The following is a 12403-nucleotide window of genomic DNA, read 5'->3' as shown; positions in this document are numbered from 1 at the left end:
CCGCGCGCGAGTGCACCGGCCGACGGCACTACCATGGCTCTGATCTTTTCCGCGGGTGGACCCCCAGGGCGCACCGCACACACCAATCAGGGAGCGACCATGGGCGGCCTCGGCGTGCGCTGGACCTTGCACGGCGACGGGAAGACCCCCGCACCAGGGGCTGTCGTACGCCCCGACGAGCGGCTGTCCTGGCCCCGGACGTTCGGGCTCGGCGCCCAGCACGTGGTGGCCATGTTCGGCGCGTCCTTCGTGGCGCCCGTCCTGATGGGCCTCGACCCGAACCTCGCGATCATGATGTCCGGTGTCGCCACCGCCATCTTCCTCCTGGCGACGAAGGGCAGGGTGCCGAGCTATCTGGGCTGCTCGCTCTCCTTCGTGGGTGTGGCCGCGACGATCCGGGCCAGTGGGGGCAGCAGTGCCACCGTGACCGGCGCGGTCCTGGTGGTCGGTGCCGTGCTGTTCCTGGTGGGGCTCGTGGTGCAGCGGTTCGGCGCGCGGATCATCCACGCGGCGATGCCTCCCGTGGTGACCGGCGCCGTCGTGATGCTAATCGGCTTCAACCTGGCGCCCGTCACCGCGTCGACCTACTGGCCGCAGGACCAGTGGACGGCCCTGCTGGTGATGCTGTTCACCGGCCTGGCCGTGGTCTGCCTGCGCGGCTTCTTCTCCCGTATCGCCATCTTCCTCGGGCTCGTCTTCGGCTACGTCCTGTCCTGGGTGCTCGACCTGGTCCTCGGGAAGATCCACTCCCCGGCCGGCGGCGCCGAGGCGGTCGACCACTGGCGGCTGGATCTGTCCGCCGTGGCGGACGCGGACTGGATCGGGCTCCCGTCCTTCCACGCGCCGAGCTTCGAATGGTCGGCGATCCTGGTCGCTCTGCCGGTCGTCATCGCGCTGATCGCCGAGAACGCCGGGCATGTGAAGGCCGTCGGCGAGATGACCGGCGACTCGCTCGACGACAAGCTGGGCACCGCCATCGCCGCGGACGGCGCCGCCTCGATGCTGTCCACCGCCGTCGGCGGCCCGCCGAACACCACCTACTCCGAGAACATCGGGGTGATGGCCGCGACCCGCGTCTACTCCACCGCCGCGTACTGGGCCGCCGCCTTCTTCGCGCTGCTCTTCGGCCTCTGCCCCAAGTTCGGTGCGGTCGTCGCCGCGATCCCCGGCGGGGTCCTCGGAGGCATCACCGTCATCCTGTACGGCATGATCGGCCTGCTGGGCGCCCAGATCTGGCTGAACGCCAAGGTCGACCTGCGCAATCCCCTCAACCTCGTGCCGGCCGCCGCGGGCATCATCATCGGTGTCGGCGGGGTCAGCCTGAAGATCAGCGACAACTTCGAGCTGAGCGGCATCGCGCTCGGCACGCTCGTGGTGATCACCGGCTACCACGCGCTGCGGGCCTTCGCCCCCGCGCATCTGAAGACCCAGGAACCGCTGCTTGACTCGGGCACGTCCCAGTACGACGAGAAGCCGCCGGCCGGGACCTCCTGAGCACGCCGAGCCCGGGCCGCTCGGCCCATGGCCGACTGGTCTCCGGCGCCCGGCCTCGGTCCTGTCCCACGCGGGTCCTGTTCTGCGCGCGTACACCCGGAACCCTTCGTCGCCTCCCCGGGCGCCCGGTGTTCGCCCGTTCCGATGAAGTCTCCGGCCGGTCGGCGCCGTGGCGAGCCCATGGCTGGGACGCTGCCCGCATGGAGCGGATCGAGCAGTTCGCACGTCCGGCCGGCGCCGCCGGCACGGTGACCGATGTCGGCACGGTGACCGATGTCGGCACGGTGACCGATGTCGGCACGGTGACCGATGTCGGCACGGTGATCGAGCGGATGCGCGGGTTCCGCTCGGACTGGCCGCCCGGGGACGGAGTCGCGGTCTTCAACGAGGTCTACCTGACGGTCACGGAGACGCTCGGCCTGCACCTCGCGGACGGCTCGTTCCGGGACCGGGAAGCCGTGTCCGCGCTGGACGTGCGGTTCGCCGAGCGCTATCTGACGGCGGTCGACACGGCCGTCTCGGGCGGCCTTCCCCCGGAGTGCTGGCGCCCCCTGTTCCAGTACCGGCGCCATCCGGGCGTACGTCCGCTGCAGTTCGCACTCGCGGGTATCAACGCGCACATCGGACACGATCTCGCCCTGGCCGTGGTGGACACCTGCCGGACCCTCGGCTGCGCTCCGGGGGATCTGGAGGGGGACTTCGAGCGGGTGGGCGATCTCCTCGTGATGCTGGAGGAGCAGATCCGCGAGGACCTGATGCCGGGTCCCGACCTGCTGCAGGTCGCCGATCCGCTGACCCACCTGGCGGGGGCCTGGAGTCTGGAGCGTGCCCGTGAGGCGTCCTGGTCCGCGGCCCGGATGCTGTGGCGGCTGCGTGGGGTGCCGCCGCTGGCCGAGGAGTTCAGGTCGCGGATGGACGCCGGGGCCGGGCTGGTGGGGCGCTTCCTGCTCACTCCGTGCCGCTGAAACGATGCGGCAGCACCGCACACCTCCCCCGGCTGTCTCCCTCTCAGCCCTCCGGGAGCTCGACCGGCGCGATCTCGTCGAAGACGTCTCCGGGGCCGGGGTTCGTGGGGTCGGTGGCGCCTCCGAACTGCGCCATCACCCCCCACACGGCGTTCAGCGCGGTCTGCACCGCTCCCTCGGCCCAGCCCGCCGTCCACGAGATGTCGTCGCCCGCGAGGAAGAGGCCGCGCTTGTCGGCGGGCAGCCTGTCCTGCATGAAGTGGGTGAACAGCCGCCGCTGGTAGCGGTAGTGGCCGGGCAGGTTGGCCTTGAACGCGCCCATGAAATAGGGCTCGTTCTCCCAGGAGACGGTGACCGGGTTGCCGATGACGTGCTTGCGGATGTCGACGCCCGGATAGATCTCGCCGAGTGACTTGAGCATGACGTCCATACGCTCCTTCGGGGAGAGCGGCAGCCACTTCAGGCTGTCGTCGCACCACGTGTAGGAGAGGCAGATGACGGCCGGCTTGCCGGGCCCGTCGTCCAGGAGGTACGTGCCCCGGGTCATCCGGTCCGTGAGCGTCATGGACATCGTGTCCCGGCCCGTGGTGGCGTCCTCGTCGAGCCAGAACGGCCGGTCGACCGGCACGAACAGCTTGGACGACTCCATGTAGTGGGTGCGCTCCATCGCCGTCCAGTGGTCGATCGGGAAGAGCGCGTCGTCGCAGGCGATCTTGGAGAGCAGCAGCCAGGACTGCCCGGTGAAGACCGCGGCCCGGTAGGTGCGGATGTCGCCGGTGGCGTCGGTGACGGTGATCCGGTTCCCGGCGGTGCGGTCCAGCCGGGTCACCGCGGTGCGCGGCTGCCCGTCGTGCAGGGAGGACAGCGATGTGCCGAGCGGCCAGTGCACGAGCTTCTGCGGCTCACGCTCCCAGAGGCGCAGCGGCAGTTGCTGGCTGCCGCCGACGATCCCCCGGTGGTGGTCGTCGGCCTCGGTGTAGACGACGCGGAGGATCTCCAGGATCGAGTTGGGGAAGTCGGTGTCCCAGCCGCCGGTCCCGAAGCCGACCTGCCCGAAGATCTCGCGGTGCCGGAAGGAGGAGAAGGAGTCGGAGGCGCAGAGGAATCCGTAGAAGGTCTGGTCGTCGAGCTTCTCGACGAGCTTCGCCCAGATCTCCCGGATGCGCGGCACGTCGCGCTCGCGCATCGCGCGGTTCATGTCGGAGAAGTCGGCGCCCTCCTCCAGGCAGGAGTTCCAGGCGTCCATCACCTCGCGGTACACCGGGGGCAGGTCGTCGATGGTCCGCGCGTAGTGGGACTCGCCCTTGAGGTCCACGACCGTGGACGGGGTGGCCGGGGAGAGTGGGTTGGGGAAGGGCTTGGTCTCCAGACCCACCAGGTCGATGTAGTGCTGGAGCGCCGTGGAGGAGGGCGGGAAACGCATCGCGCCCATCTCGGCGGTCAGCGTCGGGTCGCAGCCCTCGAAGCCGACGGTTCGCAGTCGTCCGCCGATCCGGTCCGCCTCGTAGACGACGGGCTTCAGCCCCATCTTCATCAGCTCGTAGGCGGCGACGATGCCGGAGAGCCCGCCGCCGATGACGGCGACCTCGGCGCCGTGTTCGGTGGCCGGTATCTGCCCGATGCCCGCCGGGTGGGCGAGGAAGTCGTCGTAGGCGTACGGGAAGTCCGGCCCGAACATGGTGATCGGCGGCTGCGCGTCGGTGTGCTGGACGGCGTTGGGCACGGTGGACGTCATGGGGTGCGGGCTCCTGGCGGGAAGGACGTGCGGCGGGGTGCGGGATCAGACGAGGGAGCCGTACAGACCGGTAACACGGTCCCGGAGGTACGGGTTGGCCGCACGGGACGCGGCGAGCAGTCCGGGGTCGGCGTCGCCGACGACGAGTTCCTCGCCGCGTCCGGCGCGGGCCCGTACGGTGCCGTCGGGGCCGGCCAGGCAGCTCAGTCCGGTGAAGTCGAACTCCCCCTCCTGGCCCGTCCTGTTGACGTACGCGATGTAGAGCTGGCTCTCGAAGGCGCGGACCGGCACCACGGCCTCGGCGACGAACGGGAAGGGGTGCATCAGCGCGGTCGGTACCAGCAGGAGCTCGGTCCCGGCCAGGGCGTGCGCGCGCACGTTCTCCGGGAACTCGACGTCGTAGCAGATCAGCAGCCCGATCCGTACGCCGTCCAGTTCGGCCTGCACCACCGGGTCCTCGCCGGGGGTGAACCACTTCTCCTCGAAGCTGCCGAAGAGATGGGTCTTGCGGTAGTTGGCGAGCGGCGCACCGTCGGGGCCGATGAGCTGCGCCGCGTTGTGGATGGTGTCGCCCGACCGCTCCGGGTAGCCGTAGTGGACGGCGAGGCCGTGGCGCACGCAGAGGTCGGCGACCGCCCGGGCGGAGGGCCCGTCCGCGGGCTCGGCCAGTTCGGGGACGGCGTCGCCGATGGCGTATCCGGTGAGGAACAGTTCCGGGCAGACCAGCAGCCGGGCACCCGCGGCCGCGGCGCGCCCCGCGGCTTCGTCCAGCGTGGCGAGGTTGGCGTCCACGGAGCCGGTTCGTCCGGAGCTCTGGAGCAGGGCGGTACGCAACGGCGGCATGGCTGACCTCGGGCGGGACGGGCGGGGTGGGGAGACGTATCGAAGGTACGGCGCGGGGGTCACGGCCGACAAGGCGCGAATGTTGCGCGTCCACCGTCGATCCGTTGCGCGCAACGGCACCCTTGCGGCGATTCGTTGCGTGGGGCGTTTTCGCAGGTCAGGCGAGTGATTTCGGTCTCGCCGCGCTCGGCGCCGGCGGGCCGGGGCGACGACGGTCCCGGCTCGCGCGTCAGGCCGGCGGGCCGGAGGAGGAGAACCGCCGCAGCAGCGGGGAGAGCACGAGGACGGACTTGGTCCGCTCGACGTAGGGCTCACCGGCGATGCGTTCCAGCACCTGTTCGAAGTGCCGCATGTCCGCGGCGAAGACCTGCACGATCGCGTCGGCGTCGCCCGTCACCGTGGACGCGGACGCGACCTCCGGGTAGCTCGACAGCCCGCGCTTGATCGCCTCGGGGGCGGTGTTGCGGCTGCAGTAGATCTCGATGAAACCCTCGGTCTCCCAGCCGAGCGCGGCGGGGTCGACCCGCACGGTGAAGCCCGTGATGGCGCCCTCGGCGCGCAGCCGGTCCACCCGGCGCTTGACCGCGGGTGCGGAGAGTCCGATGAGGGCACCGATGTCCGCGTAGGAGCGGCGGGCGTCTTCGGCGAGGGCGTGGACGATGCGTTCGTCGAGGTCGTTCAGGCGCACTTCGGGCGGATCACTTTTCTGCGGCGGAGGGCTTCGGGGGCGGCACATGCCGCCCCCGAAGTAGACCACGGGCCGCCCCGCCGGGCGCGCTCACCGCAGGCGGGGTCCGGTCAGAAGGGGAACTGCGAGCGGCCGTGCTGGACCGAGATCCACTTCTGTGTGGTGAACGCCTCCAGCATCGACTCGCCGTTCAGCCGTCCGAGGCCGGAGTTCTTCTCCCCGCCGAAGGGGACGATGGGCTCGTCGTGGACCGTGCCGTCGTTGATGTGGATCATGCCGGTGCGGATCCGCTGCCCGACCCGTACGCCGCGCTCGATGTTGCCGGTGTGGACCGCGCCGCTCAGTCCGTAGGGGGTGTCGTTGGCGATCCGGACGGCCTCGTCCTCACCGTCGAAGGGGACGAGCAGGGCAACCGGCCCGAAGATCTCCTGCTGGAGGACGGGGGAATCGGCGGCGAGGCCGGTCAGCACGGACGGGCTGACCACATTGCCCTCGGCCCGGCCGTGCAGCAGTGCGGTGGCACCGGCCGCCACGGTCTCGTCGACGAGCCTGGAGACCGCGTCGGCCTGCGAGGAGCTGATCAGCGGGCCGATGTGGGTCGCGGGGTCGGCCGGGTCACCGACGCGCAGCGAGGCGACCTTGGCGACGAACTTCTCGGTGAACTCCTGCTCCACCGAGCGGTCCACCAGGATGCGGTTGGCCGCCATGCAGACCTGGCCCTGGTGGATGTAGCGGCTGAAGACGGCCGCGTCGACGGCGTAGTCCACGTCGGCGTCGTCCAGGACGATCAGGGCGCTGTTGCCGCCCAGTTCGAGAACCGCGCGCTTGAGGTGGGCCGCGCAGACCCGCGCGACGTGGCGGCCGATCCGGTCGGAGCCGGTGAAGGAGATGACCTGCGGGACTGGGTGCTCCAGCAGGCTGTCGCCGATCTCCGCGATGTCGGTGACCACGACGTTCAGCAGCCCGGGGGGCAGGCCCGCCTCCTCGAACACCTTGGCGATCAGTGTGCCTCCGCAGACCGGGGTGTTCTGGTGCGGCTTGAGGACGACGGCGTTGCCGAGGGCCAGCGCGGGAGCGACCGACTTCAGCGACAGCAGGAAGGGGAAGTTGAAGGGGCTGATGACCCCCACGACGCCGGCGGGCAGCCGGTAGACGCGGTTCTCCTTGCCCTCGGTCGGAGACGGGAGGATCTGCCCGGTGGACCGCAGCGTGAGCTGGGCGGCCTCGCGCAGGAACTCCTTGGCCAGGTGCAGCTCGAAGCCCGCCTTGAGCCGGGTGCCGCCGAGCTCGGCGACGATCGCCTCGCCGATCTCGTCCTCACGCTCCTCGACGACGCGGAGCGCCTTCTCCAGCACCGCCCGCCGGGCGTACGGGTTCGTGTCCGCCCACTCCGGCTGGGTCCGCTCGGCGGCCCGGTAGGCCTGGTCGACCTCGTCGGCCGTCGCGACGGTGATCGAGGCGAGCTTCTCCCCGCTGTACGGGTTGAAGTCGATGATGTCCCAGGACCCCTTCCCCGGCCTCCACTCGCCGTCGATGTACTGCTGGGCCAGGTCGGTGAAGAAGGAAGTCATGGAATCCCTTTACCGCAGAGGGGGGCAGCCTGATTGCGACTCATATTACTTACCCTTCATTCAAGTTGAAGGGTTTGAAGGGGTCCTCACAGGTGCGGGTGTTCCGGCGCGCACGATCCTTCGGCACACGGACGAGAGGTGCCCCTCCCCGGCGCGATCGCCGGGGAGGGGCACCCGTGGTGCGAGCCCGTACGGCCCCCTCGTCGTCAGCTCCAGCTGGCGTGGAGCGGCTTGCCCTCCGCGTAGCCGGCGGCGCTCTGCACACCGACGACCGCCTTCTCCGCGAACTCCTCGAGCGAGGACGCCCCCGCGTAGGTGCAGGAGGAGCGGACACCGGCGATGATCGAGTCGATCAGGTCCTCCACACCGGGACGGGTGGGGTCGAGGAACATCCGCGAGGTGGAGATGCCCTCCTCGAACAGACCCTTGCGCGCACGGTCGTAGGCGGACTCCTCCGACGTACGGTTGCGGACCGCACGCGCCGAGGCCATCCCGAACGACTCCTTGTAGTAGCGCCCGTCGGCGGACTGCTGGAGGTCTCCGGGCGACTCGTACGTACCGGCGAACCAGGAACCGATCATGACGTTGGACGCACCTGCGGCGAGCGCCATCGCCACGTCGCGCGGGTGCCGGACGCCTCCGTCGGCCCAGACGTGCTTGCCGTGCTTCCTCGCCTCGGCGGCGCACTCCAGCACGGCGGAGAACTGGGGCCTGCCGACCCCGGTCATCATGCGCGTGGTGCACATCGCGCCCGGACCCACACCGACCTTGATGATGTCTGCGCCGGCCTCGATCAGGTCCCGCACGCCCTCGGCCGCCACGACGTTGCCCGCGACGATCGGCACGGCCGGGTCGAGTGCCCGGACGGCGGCGACCGCGCTGATCATGGATTCCTGGTGGCCGTGCGCGGTGTCCACGACGAGGGTGTCGACACCTGCGTCGAGGAGCTGCTTGGCCTTGCCCGCCACATCACCGTTGATGCCGACGGCCGCCGCGATCCGCAGCTTGCCGTCCGCGTCCGTCGCGGGGGTGTACAGCGTCGCCCGCAGTGCGGCCTTACGGGTGAGGATGCCGACGAGGCGGCCGTCCGCGTCGACCGCCGGGGCGAGCTTGCGGTTGGCGCCGTCGAGCTTGTTGAAGGCCTCCCGCGGGTCGATGTCCGCGTCGAGCACCACGAGGTCCTTGGACATGACCTCGGACAGCTGGGTGAAGCGGTCCACGCCGGTCAGGTCGTGGTCGGTGACGACCCCGACAGGACGGCTCTCGGCGTCCACGACGACGCCGGCCCCGTGAGCCCGCTTGTGCAGGAGGGAGAGCGCGTCGGCGACGGTCTGGCCGGGGGCCAGCACGATCGGCGTGTCGAGCACGAGGTGGCGCTTCTTGACCCAGCCGATGACCTCGGTGACGACCTCGATCGGGATGTCCTGGGGGATCACGACGAGGCCGCCGCGGCGGGCGATGGTTTCGGCCATCCGGCGGCCCGCGATGGCGGTCATGTTCGCCACGACGAGCGGGATGGTGGTGCCGCTGCCGTCCGGCGAGGAGAGATCCACGGCCTGCCGGGACCCGACCGCGGAACGGCCGGGGACCATGAAGACATCGTCGTACGTGAGGTCGTAGGGGACCGAGGGAGAGGTCGTGTAGCGACCGGTTCCGGGCTCAAGAAAACGCATAAGAACCATTTTTTCATACGAAACGGTGCAGGTCGTTTCCACGAAGACACAGCAATGAGCCCCCGCGTTCGTCAGTTCCTCCAAGGAGGCTGCCCGGGGGCCGGGCAAGTGGAACCTGCCTTACCCATGGACCCTACCCGAACACGATTCGCTCGTTCGTGATCACGATCCCTGGACCGGGTGACGAGGGGTCAGGTAGCTTCAAATCCGCAGGTCCTCGCGGTAGGCGCGACGCCGCCCACGAGCCCGGAACACCTGTCATGCGTTCGGCCGGAGAGGATGGGGACCGCCTGTGGAGAGCGAACTACCCGATATCTACTGCCCGTTCCCTCAGCGGAGCAATCCGCACGTGAGTCACACCCGCGAGCACCTCGACGCCTGGACACGGCGCACCGGCCTGGTGCACCGGGAATCGGCCAGACGACGCTTCGAGCAGGCCGACTTCGGCGCCTTCGTGGGCATGGTCCATCCGACGGCGAACAGTGAGCACCTGGATCTGGTCGCCGACTGGTTCGTCTGGCTGTTCCTGGTCGACGACCAGCTGGACGACGGGCATCTTGGGCGCAGCCCCGACCGCGTACGCGACGTGGTGGAGCGGATGCGCGCCGTGGTCGAGGGCAGGGCCCCCGCCCCCACCCCGGACGAGGAGACCCCCGCAGCACTGGTCGCCCTGGCGGACCTGTGGGAACGTACAGTTCCGCAGGCCGCCGCCCACTGGCGCACCCGTTTCACCTGGCACCTCATGACCTACCTGACGACCGCCACCACCTGGGAGGCGGGGAACCGGGCGGACGGGGTAGTGCCGCCCGAGGCCGTGTACATCGCCAAGCGCCGGCACACCGGGGCCATCCATGTCTGCATGGACCTCATAGAGATCGTGGCCGGCATCGGGGCGCCCGAGTCGGTCCACAACGACGCCCGGTTCATCACGGCACTGGAGGCGTCCTGCAACGTCGTGTGCTGGGCGAACGACGTGTATTCCTACGAGAAGGAGCAGGTGCTGGGCGAGATCCACAACCTCGTCCACCTGGTCCGCCACCACCGTGGCTACGACAAGCAGCAGGCGCTCGAACACGTATGCGACGAGATCGCCACCGAGACGGAGCGGTTCCTCACGGCCGAGAGCGAGCTGCTCGGCCTGTACCCGGAACTGGCGGACCTGCTCGTGCCCTATCTCGACGGGATGCGGAGCTGGATGCGCGGGAACCTGGACTGGTCGCGGCAGACCCCCCGCTACAACCCGGCGGACGTCAGCCAGTACGCGGAGCCCGGGGCCTATCTGGAGGAGTCCGTCCTCGGCGTGAGCGAGGACCACGCGCGGCTGGGCGCGGGCAACGGCCTCTGACCGGACACGACGGAGGCCGGGCACCCGTGCGGTGCCCGGCCTCCGTCGTCATCGGTCCGTGCCAGGCCGGCCGCGACGCCCCGGGTCAGTTGTCGGGGTCGGCCCGCTCCAGCGCCGGCCGCTGTCCGGCGGGCGACTCCGTGAGCAGGTAGTCGGCCGCCGCGGTGTCCGTGACCAGGCTGGTGACCAGCCCGGAGCGCAGCACCGCGCCGATCGCCGCCGCCTTGCGCTGTCCTCCGGCGATGGCGACCACCTCGGGGATCCGGCGCAGCCGGTCGGCCTCCACGGTGATGCACCGCTCGCCGAGGTCCCTGCCGACCCGCCGACCGTTCGTGTCGAAGAGGTGCGCGGACATCTCCGCCGCCACTCCGAGCGAGGCGTAGTGGGCACGCTCCTCGTCCGAGAGCATGTCGTGGACGGTGGAGATGCCGGGCTCCCACGATCCGATGGAGACCGCCGCGACCGTCACCTTGTCGAAGTACTCGAAAGCGCGGGCGATCCCCGTCTGATGACGCAGTGCGGCCGCCGTCGCCGGGTCGGGCAGCAGCATCGGGGCGTAGATGGGATGCGCCTCTCCGCCGGACACCTGCGCGGCGCGGCGGACAGCCTCGACCGAACCGCGCTCGGCCGTACCCGCGTCGTACACGCCGGTCAGCTGCACGACCGTGCACGGGGGCAGCCGGTCGAGGGCCGCCGCCATGTGGATCGTGGAGCGGCCCCAGGCCAGGCCCAGCACGTCGCCCTCGTCGACCAGCTCGCCGAGCAGCTCGGCAGCCACCTCACCGAGGTTCTCCGGGTCGGCGGCGTCGTCCTGCTCCTCCGCCGGGGATTCGACCACGACAGCGTGCCGCAGGCCGTAGCGCGCCCGGAGCGCGTCGGAGCGCTCCGCGTCCAGCTCCGCCGGTACCCGGATCTCGATCCGTACGAGATCACGCTCGAGGGCCGTCTCCAGGACCCGGGCCACCTTGAAGCGGCTGACGCCGAACTCCTCGGCGATCTGGATCTTCGACTTGCCCTCCAGGTAGAACCGGCGGGCCATGGCCGCCGCCTGCACCAGCTCCGCGGGTCCCATCCGCATGGCTGACCGACCCGCCGAGATGCCAGACACCGCGATCTCCTCACTGCTGTTCACACGCTCGTACGCCGTTCATCCTGTCAGATCCGGCGTTGCTTGATCAGGCCCGTCGGGCCGCGTTCATCTGAGCTTTGTTCAGTGGCCGCACGCCCAGGGCGCGGAAGCGGTGACCGTGTCCGCCTGCGCGCGCAGTGCCCGCACCGCCTCTGCCGGGTCCTCGGCCCCGTACACCGCGGAGCCGGCGACGAACACGTCCGCGCCGGCCTCGGCACACCGCTCGATCGTGGTGGCGGAGACCCCGCCGTCGACCTGGAGCCACAGTTCGAGGCCGTGCTTGGAGATCAGCTCACGGGTGCGGCGGATCTTCGGCAGCATGATGTCGAGGAACGCCTGGCCGCCGAAACCCGGCTCCACCGTCATGATCAGCAACATGTCGAGCTCGGGGAGCAGGTCCTCGTACGGCTCGATGGGCGTGGCGGGCTTGAGCGCCATGGAGGCGCGGGCACCCTTGGCCCTGATCTCCCGGGCCAGGCGTACGGGCGCCGCCGCGGCCTCCGCGTGGAAGGTGACCGAGCCCGCACCGGCCTCGACGTACTGCGGTGCCCAGCGGTCCGCGTCCTCGATCATGAGGTGGCAGTCCAGCGGGGTGTCCGTGGCCTTGCTCAGCGCCTCCACGATCGGTACGCCGAGCGTCAGATTGGGCACGAAATGGTTGTCCATGACATCGACATGGAGCCAGTCGGCGCCTTCCACGGCCTTCGCCTCCTCGGCGAGGCGTGCGAAGTCGGCGGACAGGATGCTGGGGTTGATCTGGGCCATGCCCCCAAGCCTGCCATGCCCGGCGCCACTTCCTCGCCGCAGTGCGCCCCAAAGCCTCACGGGATCATTACGGTTCACGCGATCCCGCCCGTCAGGCCCCGGGATTCCCTCCCCGCCCGTTGCCGTCCGCGCCCTCCTCCGCTGTTCCCCTCAGCGGTCCGGCGGGCGGCGGTCCGGCGGGCGGCGCACCGCTCC

General features: G+C 70.3%; 10 protein-coding genes. 3 read left to right on the top strand and 7 right to left on the bottom strand.

Annotated elements, in window-relative coordinates:
- Positions 1 to 99: 99 nt before the first annotated feature.
- Both P8A20_RS31435 and P8A20_RS31430 read left to right on the top strand, forming a co-directional pair.
- Positions 100 to 1494 carry a uracil-xanthine permease family protein gene (locus P8A20_RS31435; RefSeq protein WP_306104692.1) on the top strand — a complete coding sequence of 465 codons (1395 nt, stop codon included), beginning with the start codon at positions 100 to 102 and terminating at the stop codon, positions 1492 to 1494.
- A 200-nt stretch (positions 1495 to 1694) separates the two neighbouring features.
- Positions 1695 to 2459, top strand: coding sequence for a DUF5995 family protein (locus P8A20_RS31430; protein ID WP_187282331.1), 765 nt, complete (start codon positions 1695 to 1697; stop codon positions 2457 to 2459).
- 43 nt (positions 2460 to 2502) lie between these two features.
- Here the strand turns inward: P8A20_RS31430 and P8A20_RS31425 are convergent, their stop codons facing one another.
- The 5 genes from P8A20_RS31425 to P8A20_RS31405 all read right to left on the bottom strand — a co-directional run bounded on the left by P8A20_RS31425 (position 2503) and on the right by P8A20_RS31405 (position 8969).
- Positions 2503 to 4194, bottom strand: coding sequence for a flavin monoamine oxidase family protein (locus P8A20_RS31425; protein ID WP_147962391.1), 1692 nt, complete (start codon positions 4192 to 4194; stop codon positions 2503 to 2505).
- A gap of 45 nt (positions 4195 to 4239) precedes the next feature.
- Positions 4240 to 5037: a carbon-nitrogen hydrolase family protein gene (locus P8A20_RS31420; protein WP_306104691.1), complete on the bottom strand. Its 798-nt coding sequence runs from the start codon at positions 5035 to 5037 to the stop codon at positions 4240 to 4242.
- Positions 5038 to 5266: 229 nt separating this feature from the next.
- On the bottom strand, positions 5267 to 5725 hold the full coding sequence (locus tag P8A20_RS31415; RefSeq protein ID WP_147962389.1) for an Lrp/AsnC family transcriptional regulator: 459 nt from the start codon (positions 5723 to 5725) through the stop codon (positions 5267 to 5269).
- 110 nt (positions 5726 to 5835) lie between these two features.
- Entirely contained in the window at positions 5836 to 7296 is a 1461-nt protein-coding gene (locus tag P8A20_RS31410; protein ID WP_147962388.1) for an aldehyde dehydrogenase family protein, read from the bottom strand.
- A gap of 206 nt (positions 7297 to 7502) precedes the next feature.
- The gene (locus P8A20_RS31405) at positions 7503 to 8969 is read right to left on the bottom strand and encodes a GuaB1 family IMP dehydrogenase-related protein (RefSeq protein ID WP_147962387.1); all 1467 of its coding nucleotides are present in this window, start codon (positions 8967 to 8969) and stop codon (positions 7503 to 7505) included.
- Between the two features lie 292 nt (positions 8970 to 9261).
- Here P8A20_RS31405 and P8A20_RS31400 point away from each other — a divergent pair, with 292 nt between their 5' ends.
- Entirely contained in the window at positions 9262 to 10314 is a 1053-nt protein-coding gene (locus tag P8A20_RS31400; RefSeq protein WP_306104690.1) for a terpene synthase family protein, read from the top strand.
- Between the two features lie 85 nt (positions 10315 to 10399).
- On the opposite strand, the gene P8A20_RS31395 is transcribed toward P8A20_RS31400, so the two are convergent.
- Positions 10400 to 11446, bottom strand: coding sequence for a sugar-binding transcriptional regulator (locus tag P8A20_RS31395; RefSeq protein ID WP_147962386.1), 1047 nt, complete (start codon positions 11444 to 11446; stop codon positions 10400 to 10402).
- 78 nt (positions 11447 to 11524) lie between these two features.
- Positions 11525 to 12208 (bottom strand): ribulose-phosphate 3-epimerase, encoded by a 684-nt coding sequence (gene rpe, locus P8A20_RS31390; RefSeq protein WP_014157399.1) that lies wholly within the window; start codon positions 12206 to 12208, stop codon positions 11525 to 11527.
- Positions 12209 to 12403 lie beyond the last annotated feature (195 nt).

This window comes from Streptomyces sp. Alt3 (assembly GCF_030719215.1).
Classification (GTDB): domain Bacteria; phylum Actinomycetota; class Actinomycetes; order Streptomycetales; family Streptomycetaceae; genus Streptomyces; species Streptomyces glycanivorans.
Note: the sequence above shows the minus strand (reverse complement) of the source record. Positions and strands in the feature narration are given on the sequence as shown.